We start from the raw sequence: 9,226 nt of genomic DNA, 5'->3' as shown, positions 1-9,226 counted from the left end.
CTTCGCCAAGAACGCCTTCCCCGACGCGAAGGTGTACGGCAGGACCCCGGACGCCCAACTCCGGCTGATCACCTGCGGCGGCACGTACGACAAGAGCAGCCTGGTGCCGTCCACGGCGCTCACCAGCTCGCCTTGCGGACGCCCGGCAGGTGTCCGGCGTGGGCGTGGACGCGCAGGTTGACCCGGGAGAGGCCGAAGGCCCTCAGGTAGCCGCGCGGCCGGCCGTCCAGGGCGTCCCGGTTGCGGACGCGGGTGGCGCTGGCGTCGCGCGGCTGGCGGGCGAGTTCGGCCCGGGCGGCGGCGCGCTCGGCGGGGCCGGTGCCGGGGTGGGCGATGACGCGCTTGAGCTCGGCGCGGCGCTCCGCGTGGCGGGCGACGGTCGCGCGCCGCCGCTCGTTCTTGGCGATCTTGCTCCGCTTGGCCATCAGACCCTCTCCCCCCGGGCGCGGATGCGGGCGACGGCGGCCTCGATGCCGATCGCGTCCACGGTGCGGATGCCCTTGGCGCTCAGCGTCAGCCGGACGTACCGGCCCTCGCCGGGCAGCCAGTAGCGCCTGCGCTGGATGTTGGGGTCGAAGCGGCGGGGCGTACGGCGGTGCGAGTGCGAGATCGCGTTGCCGAAGCCGGGACGGCGCCCGGTGAGTTGGCAGTGGGCGGACATGGGTGCTCCCTGGCGTCCGGGAATGGGCGGGACCGGGCTCACGTTACACCAGATGAAAATGACATCCATTTCGGTGTACGGTTCCCAGCACCCGGCCCGAGACCCGGGAACCGACACCCCAGAGCCCAGGAGGACACCCGATGGCCCGCAGCGAACTGCGCCCGGTGATCAAGCTCCGCTCCACCGCCGGCACCGGCTACACGTACGTGACCCGCAAGAACCGCCGCAACGACCCGGACCGGATGGTCCTGCGCAAGTACGACCCGGCCGCGGGCCGGCACGTCGACTTCCGCGAGGAGCGCTGACCCCCGGCCGGTCCGACCGGTCCGACCACCCAAGCCCGACCCGAGAGGAGCCCCTCATGAAGTCCGGAATCCACCCCAGGTACCGCCCGGTCGTCTTCCGCGACAAGGTCGGCGGCCTCGCCTTCCTCACCCGGTCGACCGCCACCGGCGACCGCACCGTCGAGTGGGAGGACGGCAACACCTACCCGGTGATCGACGTCGAGATCTCCTCGGCGAGCCACCCCTTCTACACCGGCCAGTCCCGGGTGCTGGACACCGCCGGCCGGGTCGAGCAGTTCCGCCGCCGCTACGGCGACCGGCACTGACCCCGGAGAACGCCGACGGCGCCTCCCCCCGTCCGGGGAGGCGCCGTCTCGGCGTGCCTGCGGCGCGGCGGCGGCACCGGGCCGGTCGGGCCCACCGGCGGCCGCCCGGGTCACGGGTTCCCGGGCGTCCAGCGCTTCTCGACCCGGGCGAGCTTCCAGTAGCCGATGGCGATCACCCAGACGACCACGAACAGCCCGGCGATGGCGTAGCCGACGTTGTCCAGCGAGATGTCCGCGATGAACCCGGTGACCGGGTCCGTCAGGTCGAGCTTCTCGTGCAGCACCCCGACCAGCTCGATGGTGCCGATGATGAAGGCCACCGCGATCGACAGACCCGTGATGGTCAGGTTGTAGTACACCTTCCGCACCGGGTTGGCGAAGGCCCACTGGTACGCGAAGTTCATGAACGTCCCGTCCAGGGTGTCGAACAGGCTCATCCCGGCCGCGAACAGCAGCGGCAGGCAGACGATCGCGTACCAGGGCAGCCCGGAGGCCGCACCCGAGCCGGCCATCACCATCAGGGTGACCTCGGTCGCGGTGTCGAAGCCCAGGCCCAGCACCATGCCCACCGGGAACATCTGCCCCGGCCGGGTGATCGAGCGGGTCGCCCGGTTCAGCACCCGGGCCATGAAGCCGCGCGAGTCGAGGTGCGCCTCCAGCTCCTTCTCGTCGAACTTCCCGGCCCTCATCGAGCGGAACACCTTGAGGATGCCGAGCAGCGCCGCCAGGTTCAGCGCGCCGATCAGGTAGAGGAAGGCACCGGAAGCCGTCGTACCGACCACGCCGAGCCACTTGTGGGTGGGCGACTCGTCGTCCATCAGGGTGTTCGCCAGCTGCGCGCCGCCCGCCACCAGGGCGGCCATCAGCACCACCATCGAGGAGTGCCCGAGGGCGAACCAGAAGCCCACCGAGACCGGCCGCTTGCCGTCCGCCATCAGCTTGCGGGTGGTGTTGTCGATCACCGCGATGTGGTCGGCGTCGAAGGCGTGCCGCATGCCGAGGGTGTACGCGGTGATGCCCAGGCCCACCCCGAAGACCTGGGTACCGACCGCGTACCTCTCGGGCGCGACCAGGAAGATCAGCGTGCCGAAGGCCACCACGTGCATGGCCACGATCACCGCCATCAGCCCCGCCGTACGGACGGTGTCCTCGCGCCGCCACTTGAAGGCGGGCAGTGCGGAAGGGGCCGTGTTCGGCCCGTCGGCAACGGTTTCGGGCAGGGTCATCTGCGGATCACGCTCCAGCACCTCGTGGAAAACCTCGTGAGATGCCGTGGCCGGTCTCCTGGCTTACGGGACACCCGTACCCGCCTTCCCGGGCGTGGGGCGCCCAGTGGCTTCGTGGGGACGGACGACGCTCCTCCGCATGCGGAGGAACGACCCGATCACAGTGGCGAGGGCCGCTCCGGGCTGGGACCCCTGAGGGTCCGTCACCGGTCTTCCCGAGCACCACGGCGGGGAACACCGTAGGGCCGCGCCCCGACCCGTGCAAGGTTGCGCACCTGCGCAGGTGTCCAGGATCACAGGCCGCCGCCTGCGAGAATGTCCGCATGCATCTCGTACCGGCCGACCGCGCGGGCCACCGCACCATCGACGGGCACCGGGTCTGCGAAGCCATCGCCGCGATCGGCGACCCGGCACACGTCCGGTCCTGGGCGGAGCGCTTCTCGCTGCTCGCCGACCCCGGACGGCTCGCCCTGCTGCTCGCCCTCCACCGGGCCGGCCCCCTCGCCGTCACCGACCTCGCGGTGGCCACCGGCATGCGCGACCCCGCCGTCTCCCAGGCCCTGCGGCTGCTCCGCACGGCCGGCGTGGTCACCGGCGACCGGGACGGACGAGTGGTGCGCTACCGGCTCGTGGACGAGTCCATGCGCCCCATCCTCGACGAGTGCGCCGCCGCCGAGCACCACGAGCCCGGCGCGGCCACGGGCTGACCCCGGCTCGGCCCACCCCGGAGCGCGTCCTTCCCCGGAAGGACGCGCCGGACGCCGCCCCGGCCAGTACGATCATGATGTGCCGTCCCACCCCCACGCCTGGCCCGCCGACCGCTGGAACACCGAACCGGTCAAGGCCCGCGTGCTGGCGGTCGCCCGCACCCTCACCTCGGCGACCCGGGTCCTGGACGTCCTCAGCCTGCTGAGCCCGGAGGGCGTCGAGCGGTACTTCACCGTCAACCCCGGTTCCGCCTTCGCCGACCGCGCCCTGGACGAGTACCTGCACGGCCTGCCCGGCTTCACCGTGCTGGACTGGGAGGAGGCCGTCCGCCTCCGCTTCGACCTGGCCGTCTCCTGCGCCGTCCACTCCTCCATGCACCGCCTGGACGCCCGCCTCGTCGTCCTCCCGCACGGCGCCGGCTACAACCGACTGGTCACCGAGTCCACCGGCGACACGGTCAGCGCCGCCGGCCTGTCCCGCAACGAACTCACCCACCGCGGAAGGGTGTTCGTGGACGTCCTCGGCCTCTCCCACCCCGAACAGCTGGACCGCCTGCGGATCTCCTGCCCCGAGGCCCTGGACGTCGCCCGGGTCGTCGGCGACCCGTGCTTCGACCGGATGCTCGGCAGCCGACGCTCCCGCGACGGCTACCGTGCCGCGCTCGGCGCCACCGGCAGCCGACGGCTCGTCGTCCTCAGCTCCACCTGGAGCGCGCACTCCTCCTTCGGCCGCCGCCCCGACCTGCCCCAGCGGCTGGTCCGCCAACTCCCCGCCGACGAGTACACGGTGGCCGTCGTCCTGCACCCCAACGTGTGGAGCCGCCACGACCCCGAGGCGCTGCTCGACGCCGCCTGCCGGATGGGCCTGCGCCTGATCCCGCCCCACCAGGGCTGGCAGGCCGCACTCGTCGCCGCCGACTGCGTGATCGGCGACCACGGCTCCGTCACCTTCTACGGCGCCGCCCTGAACCGGCGCACCCTGCTCGTCGCCACCGGCGCCGCCGAACTCGACCCGCGCTCCCCCAGCTACGCCTTCGGCCAGGCCGCGCCCGCCCTCGACCCCGACGGCGACCTCGCCGCCCAGGTCGAACGGGCCCTGACCGAGGAGCCCGCCGACCTCAGCTCCATCACCGACCGGTCACTCGCGCACCGCGGCGAGTCCGCCCGGCTGCTGCGCCCGCTGCTCTACTCCTTCCTCGACGGACTGGACGAACCCGGGGACGAGCCGACCCTGCCGCCCTACCCCAGGCCCGTTCCGCACCCCCCGGCCACCGAGCGGCCCACCGCGTACGACGTCGAGGGCAGGAGCGAGGGCACCGAAGTCAGCCTGCGGCGCTACCCCTTCGACCCGAAGGACCACACCCCGCGCGGCTTCCACGCCCTCACCGACGACCACCCGGGCGACGCCCTGCGCTACACCGCCGAGGTCCTGGCCCGCACCGAGGCCCACGCCGAACTCCCCGCCGCCCGCTGGCTCGCCGACCGCGCCGCCGAACTCCCCGGCCTGACCGTCGCGGTGGCCGCCCTCGGCCCGGCCCGCCACCTGCTCCGGCTGCGCACCGGTCTGCTCCTGGAGGCCCGCGCCGAACCGGGCTGGGGAGACTCCGACCTCGCCGTCGACCCGCTGCTGCTCGGCTCCGCCGTGGCCTGCTGGCTCGCCGACGGCGGCGACCAGGCCGGCCTGCCCGCGCACGGACTGACCGTCCGCACCGGCGAGCACCGCACCCGGGTGTCCTTCCGCACCGGACCGTAGGGCCCGCCCTGCCGCTCGTCCCCGGGCGCGCCGCAGCCCCGGCGCCGGGCCCTACTCGGCCAGCTGCCGCAGCCGTTCGCGGCTGCGCTCCGCCAGCTCCTCGTTCGCCGACTCCTCGGCGAGGGCGACGAGCAGGGTGTGGGCCTGCGCCTCCTTCGCGTACTGGCTGCGCTCCTCGGCCCGCCGGGCGCAGTCCTCGGCCTGGGCGACGGCGAGGTCCAGCTGTCCGAGCGCCCGGTGCGCCCGGGCCCGGACCAGCGGCAGCTTCATCAGCATGTCGTTGTCCCCGGTGTCCTCGGCCAGGGCGGTGGCCCCCGCCAACAGGGTCAGCGCCTGCTCCGCGCGGCCGTCGGCGATCAGCGCCTGCGCGAGGTGGTAGCTCTGGACGATCTCGCCGTGCTCGTCCCCGCGGTTCTCCGCCAGGGCCAGGGTGAACCGCTCCACCGCGTCCGCCGGACGGCCGTCGGCCAGGCAGAACAGGCCGTCGGTCTCGTAGAGCACCCCGACCACCTGACGGTCGGCCACCAGCGGCACCTGCTCGGTGGCCAGCGCCAACTGCTCGGCGGCGAGCGGGAATTCCTTGCGGTCGAGATGGGCGCGGGCGAGCTGGTTGCGCATCCGGACCACGGCGTCCGGCCGGTTGTCCCACTGCGCCGACTCGATGCCGAGCCGGTGGGTGGCGATCCAGTCCTGGTAGAGCTTCCGGTCGTGGTACAGCAGCCAGAGCGACTCGCAGAGCCGCCACACCTCGCCGTGCCACCCCTGCCTGGCCGCTTCCTCCACCACCGCGCGGAAGTTGGCCCGTTCGGCGTACAGCCACTCCAGGGCCGCGGTCTCGGAGGGGAAGCCGGGCAGTTCGCCGCCGCTCGGGGCCTGCAGGCGCAGGCGCTTTGGGGCCATCGTCCGGTCCGCGAGCGACGCCCGGCCCCGGTAGTACGCCACGACTCCGGCGAGCAGCGCCGCGCGGTCGGGCAGCTCCCGCGCCCGGCCGTAGGCGTGCAGCCGCACCACGTCGTGGGCGCGGTAGCGGTCCTCCCCCTCGTCGCCGTCCAGCACCTCGTCCAGCACGTGGACGTCGCGCAGTTCCCCGACCGCCCGCTCGGCCCGCTCGACACCGACCGCGCGCGCCAGTCCGGCGGACACGAAGGGGCCGGGGTGCACCCCGATCAGCCGGTAGAGCTCCCGGCCCTGCGCCGACAGCCGCTCGTAGACCAGGTCGTAGGTCGCGCCGAGGTCGTTGTTGTCCTCGTCCTCCAGCATCGCCAACCCGCCCTCCCGGTCGTGGAGTTCGGCCACCACCCGGCCGACCGGCAGGTTGTCCCGGTCCAGCAGCTGGCTCCCGACCGCGTTCAGTGCGAGCGGCAGCCCGCCGCACAGTTCGACCAGTTCCGCCAGCTCCCCGTCCGTGCCCCGCCCGGAGCCCACCCAGCCGCGCACCAGTTCGGCCCCGGCCGTCGCGCTCAGCGGCCCGAGCCGGCGCACCTCGGCGCCGTCCGTCCGCAGCGCGGGCAGCCGTCGCCGGCTCGCGACCACCACCAGCCCGCGGGCGGGCAGCAGCGCGCGGACCTCGGCGGCGTGCTCGACGTTGTCGAGGAAGAACAGGCACCGGCGCTCGGCGGTGGCGGTGCGGAACGCCGTGAACCGCTCGGCCTCCACGGCCGGGGGCTCGGTGCCGAGCGCGCGCAGGAAACCGGCCAGCAGTTCGGGGAGGTCCACCCCGCCCTGGTGCCGGTAGGCCTTCAGGTCTGCGTAGAGGTCCCCGTCCGGGAAGTGCTCCCGGTGGTCCTCGGTGAACTTGACGATCAGCTCGGTCTTCCCGACCCCGCCGAGACCGGTGAACACCACGATCCCGAGCCCGCCCTCCTCGACCCGGCGCAGTGCCGCGCCGAGCGCGGCGATCTCCGGCTCACGGTTGACGAACGGGCCGTGCGGCGCGCGCACCTGACGGGGCCTCGGCACCGCCGGCGGCTGGTGGTGGAGGTGCACCGATCCGATGCTCCCGGCCTGGACCACGTGGCCGCCCACCGTGGCGCCCGACACGGTGTTGACCACCTCGCGCCGCTCCATCCGCCTGCTCCCTCCGACCGCCCGGGCCCCAGCCTACGGGCTGGGCACCCGGCCGGAGGGGCACTCGGGTCACCGGGGGGTGATCTCGCCCATCTCCGCCCAGCCGTCCATGCCGGCGATCTCGGTCGAGACGATCCGCGGCTTGGCGGCCACCGCGTACGACAGCTCCTCCATGGCCTTGACGAAGTGCGCGGACTCCACGTGGGCCTTGCCCGCGTCGCCGTCGCGGAACGCCTCGACCAGGACGAACTCGTTCGGGTCGTCGACGCTGCGGGACCACTCGAAGAAGAGGTTGCCGGGCTCCTGGCGGGTGGCCCGGGTGAACTCGTCGACCAGGCCCAGCCACTCGTCGGCGCGCTCGGGGCGGACCGGGAACTTGACCGTGATGAAGATCATGGGACGTCCTTTCGGGGGTGGCCACGTTCGCACATGGCGGTACGGATGGCGGCAGGCTGCCGGGCATCGGCGAGCGCCGCGTCCATCGTCGCAGGTCAGAACGGCTGTCTGCGACACGGGGGCACCGCGCGGCGGAGTCCGGCCCGGCTCACGCCGCCTGGCAGGTCGGGCACCAGAAGAGGTTGCGGGCCGCGTGCTCCTCCGTCCGCACGTCGGTGCCGCAGACCAGGCAGGGCATGGCGGCCCGCCGGTAGACGTAGACCTCGCCGCCGTGGTCGTCCACCCGGGGCGGGCGGCCCATCGCCTCGGGGGTGTGCTCGGGGCGGACGGTGTCGATCCGGCCGGCGGTGACGCCCTCGCGCATCAGGGCGACCAGGTCGGCCCAGATCGCGTCCCACTCCCGGCGGGTGAGGTCGCGCCCGGCCCGGTGCGGGTCGATGCCGTGCCGGAACAGCACCTCGGCCCGGTAGACGTTGCCCACCCCGGCCAGCACCTTCTGGTCCATCAGCAGCGCCGCGACGGTCGTCCGGCTGCCCGATATCCGGCGCCAGGCGGCCTCCGGCTCGGCGTCGGCGCGCAACGGGTCGGGGCCCAGGCGGGCGGCGACGGCGGCCTTCTGGGCGTCGGTGACCAGCGCGCAGGTGTTGGGGCCGCGCAGGTCGGCGTAGCCGTCCTCGTTCTCCAGCCGCAGCCGGATCAGCCCGACCGGCTCGGGCGCCGGGCCGGTGCCGAAGGTGAAGCCGCCGTAGAGGCCGAGGTGGACGTGCACCCAGGCGCCCTCCTCGAAGCCGAGGAAGAGGTGCTTGCCGGTGGCCTCCGCGCCGGTGAGCAGCTGCCCGTCGATCACCTTGGCCTCGTCGGCGAACCGGCCCTGCGGGCTGGAGACCCGCACCGGCCGGCCGCCGAAGGCCTTCCGGTTCTCGCCGGCGAGACGGTGGATGATGTGGCCTTCGGGCACGGGCGTCAGCTCCTCCGGGCGCTGTGACAGGACCCGTCCATCATCGCAGCCGGCACCGACAGCTCCACGACGCCGCAGGCCGGCGGCGGTCCGGTCGCGGGTCAGCGGACCGGCATGCCCATCAGCCGGGCGAGGATGACGCGGTCCAGCTCGGCGGCCGTGCCGGCGACGTCCAGGGCGGAGTTGTCGATGATCGGCAGCCCGGAGTTGTACCAGCCGGCCATCCGCCCGTGGATGCGGGCCACCTCCTCGTCCCCGAGGCGGCGGTTGCCGCTGCGCCGGGCGTTGCGGTGCAGCACCGAGTCCAGGCTGGGCAGCAGGACGACCGGGATCATCCCGGGGCCGATGTGCCGCTTCCAGCCGCCGAGTCCGATCGCCGGGCGGTCCGGGAAGACGGCGTCGTCGATGATGCAGGAGATGCCGTTGGCCAGGTAGTTGCGGCAGGCGAAGCCGCAGGTTCGGCGGGCCAGCCGGTACTGCGCCTCGGAGGCGTTGTTCCAGCCGGACTGCGGGTTCGCGAAGCCGGACTGCACCCACTCGCGGACGTCGTCCAGGCTGATGTGCGCGGTCGGGCTGGGCCGCCGCTCGGCCCAGTGGCGGGCGACGGTGGTCTTGCCGGCCCCGGCCGGTCCGATCAGCAGGACGGCGATCGGCCCGGTGGGCGCGTGCTGCCGCGGCGAGTGGAGGGGCAGTTGGACGGGTGCGCCGGACGGCAGGACGAAGTGCCCGGTGCCTCCGGCGGGCACCGGCGCGCCCGGCGCCGGAGCGGCCGCGGGAGCCGGACGGGCGGCGGGCCCGGGACCGGGCCCGGGAGCGGTGGGAGCGGTGGGAGCGGTGGGTCCGGGAGC

Annotated in this window: 11 protein-coding genes, 1 pseudogene and 1 riboswitch; of the genes and pseudogenes, 5 read left to right on the top strand and 7 right to left on the bottom strand. The window is 73.9% G+C overall.

What is annotated here, in order from left to right:
* Positions 1 to 181: pseudogene (locus AB0E96_RS34130) on the top strand (hypothetical protein); the annotation flags it as partial.
* Here the strand turns inward: AB0E96_RS34130 and rpsN are convergent.
* Both rpsN and rpmB read right to left on the bottom strand, forming a co-directional pair.
* The gene (gene rpsN, locus AB0E96_RS34125; RefSeq protein ID WP_359829678.1) at positions 120 to 425 is read right to left on the bottom strand and encodes a 30S ribosomal protein S14; all 306 of its coding nucleotides are present in this window, start codon (positions 423 to 425) and stop codon (positions 120 to 122) included. The pseudogene AB0E96_RS34130 and the gene rpsN sit on opposite strands and share 62 nt — an antisense overlap.
* Positions 425 to 661 carry a 50S ribosomal protein L28 gene (gene rpmB / locus AB0E96_RS34120; protein WP_359829677.1) on the bottom strand — a complete coding sequence of 79 codons (237 nt, stop codon included), beginning with the start codon at positions 659 to 661 and terminating at the stop codon, positions 425 to 427. Before rpmB ends, rpsN begins: the two co-directional genes overlap by 1 nt.
* 140 nt (positions 662 to 801) lie before the next feature.
* Here rpmB and rpmG point away from each other — a divergent pair, with 140 nt between their 5' ends.
* Both rpmG and AB0E96_RS34110 read left to right on the top strand, forming a co-directional pair.
* Positions 802 to 966: a 50S ribosomal protein L33 gene (gene rpmG, locus AB0E96_RS34115; protein ID WP_359829676.1), complete on the top strand. Its 165-nt coding sequence runs from the start codon at positions 802 to 804 to the stop codon at positions 964 to 966.
* Between the two features lie 56 nt (positions 967 to 1,022).
* Positions 1,023 to 1,271, top strand: coding sequence for a type B 50S ribosomal protein L31 (locus AB0E96_RS34110; RefSeq protein WP_359829675.1), 249 nt, complete (start codon positions 1,023 to 1,025; stop codon positions 1,269 to 1,271).
* A gap of 110 nt (positions 1,272 to 1,381) precedes the next feature.
* Here the strand turns inward: AB0E96_RS34110 and AB0E96_RS34105 are convergent, their stop codons facing one another.
* The gene (locus AB0E96_RS34105) at positions 1,382 to 2,497 is read right to left on the bottom strand and encodes a HoxN/HupN/NixA family nickel/cobalt transporter (RefSeq protein ID WP_359829674.1); all 1,116 of its coding nucleotides are present in this window, start codon (positions 2,495 to 2,497) and stop codon (positions 1,382 to 1,384) included.
* A 30-nt stretch (positions 2,498 to 2,527) separates the two neighbouring features.
* Positions 2,528 to 2,739, bottom strand: a riboswitch (cobalamin riboswitch).
* Positions 2,740 to 2,820: 81 nt separating this feature from the next.
* Here AB0E96_RS34105 and AB0E96_RS34100 point away from each other — a divergent pair.
* Positions 2,821 to 3,204 (top strand): metalloregulator ArsR/SmtB family transcription factor, encoded by a 384-nt coding sequence (locus tag AB0E96_RS34100; RefSeq protein ID WP_359829673.1) that lies wholly within the window; start codon positions 2,821 to 2,823, stop codon positions 3,202 to 3,204.
* A 79-nt stretch (positions 3,205 to 3,283) separates the two neighbouring features.
* A complete protein-coding gene (locus AB0E96_RS34095) occupies positions 3,284 to 4,957 on the top strand; it encodes a hypothetical protein (RefSeq protein ID WP_359829672.1) in 1,674 nt (557 codons plus the stop codon).
* A 51-nt stretch (positions 4,958 to 5,008) separates the two neighbouring features.
* On the opposite strand, the gene AB0E96_RS34090 is transcribed toward AB0E96_RS34095, so the two are convergent.
* The 4 genes from AB0E96_RS34090 to AB0E96_RS34075 all read right to left on the bottom strand — a co-directional run.
* Complete coding sequence (locus tag AB0E96_RS34090) at positions 5,009 to 7,024, bottom strand: AAA family ATPase (RefSeq protein ID WP_359829671.1); 2,016 nt, start codon at positions 7,022 to 7,024, stop codon at positions 5,009 to 5,011.
* A gap of 69 nt (positions 7,025 to 7,093) precedes the next feature.
* Positions 7,094 to 7,420 (bottom strand): putative quinol monooxygenase, encoded by a 327-nt coding sequence (locus AB0E96_RS34085; RefSeq protein WP_359829670.1) that lies wholly within the window; start codon positions 7,418 to 7,420, stop codon positions 7,094 to 7,096.
* Between the two features lie 148 nt (positions 7,421 to 7,568).
* Positions 7,569 to 8,378 (bottom strand): DNA-formamidopyrimidine glycosylase family protein, encoded by an 810-nt coding sequence (locus tag AB0E96_RS34080; protein WP_359829669.1) that lies wholly within the window; start codon positions 8,376 to 8,378, stop codon positions 7,569 to 7,571.
* A gap of 101 nt (positions 8,379 to 8,479) precedes the next feature.
* A partial coding sequence (locus tag AB0E96_RS34075; protein WP_359829668.1) for an AAA family ATPase occupies positions 8,480 to 9,226 on the bottom strand: 747 nt, incomplete at its 5' end.

The organism is Kitasatospora sp. NPDC036755 (assembly GCF_040636595.1).
Taxonomy (GTDB): Bacteria; Actinomycetota; Actinomycetes; order Streptomycetales; family Streptomycetaceae; genus Kitasatospora.
The sequence above is the reverse complement of the archived record's forward strand: the minus strand, read 5'-3'. Positions and strand labels throughout refer to the sequence as shown.

Coding starts and splice junctions, on each gene's coding strand:
- AB0E96_RS34105 (WP_359829674.1), bottom strand. CDS start 2,497: ATGACCCTGCCCGAAACCGTTGCCGACGGGCCGAACACGGCCCCTTCC.
- AB0E96_RS34110 (WP_359829675.1), top strand. CDS start 1,023: ATGAAGTCCGGAATCCACCCCAGGTACCGCCCGGTCGTCTTCCGCGAC.
- AB0E96_RS34085 (WP_359829670.1), bottom strand. CDS start 7,420: ATGATCTTCATCACGGTCAAGTTCCCGGTCCGCCCCGAGCGCGCCGAC.
- AB0E96_RS34090 (WP_359829671.1), bottom strand. CDS start 7,024: ATGGAGCGGCGCGAGGTGGTCAACACCGTGTCGGGCGCCACGGTGGGC.
- rpsN (WP_359829678.1), bottom strand. CDS start 425: ATGGCCAAGCGGAGCAAGATCGCCAAGAACGAGCGGCGGCGCGCGACC.
- AB0E96_RS34100 (WP_359829673.1), top strand. CDS start 2,821: ATGCATCTCGTACCGGCCGACCGCGCGGGCCACCGCACCATCGACGGG.
- rpmB (WP_359829677.1), bottom strand. CDS start 661: ATGTCCGCCCACTGCCAACTCACCGGGCGCCGTCCCGGCTTCGGCAAC.
- rpmG (WP_359829676.1), top strand. CDS start 802: ATGGCCCGCAGCGAACTGCGCCCGGTGATCAAGCTCCGCTCCACCGCC.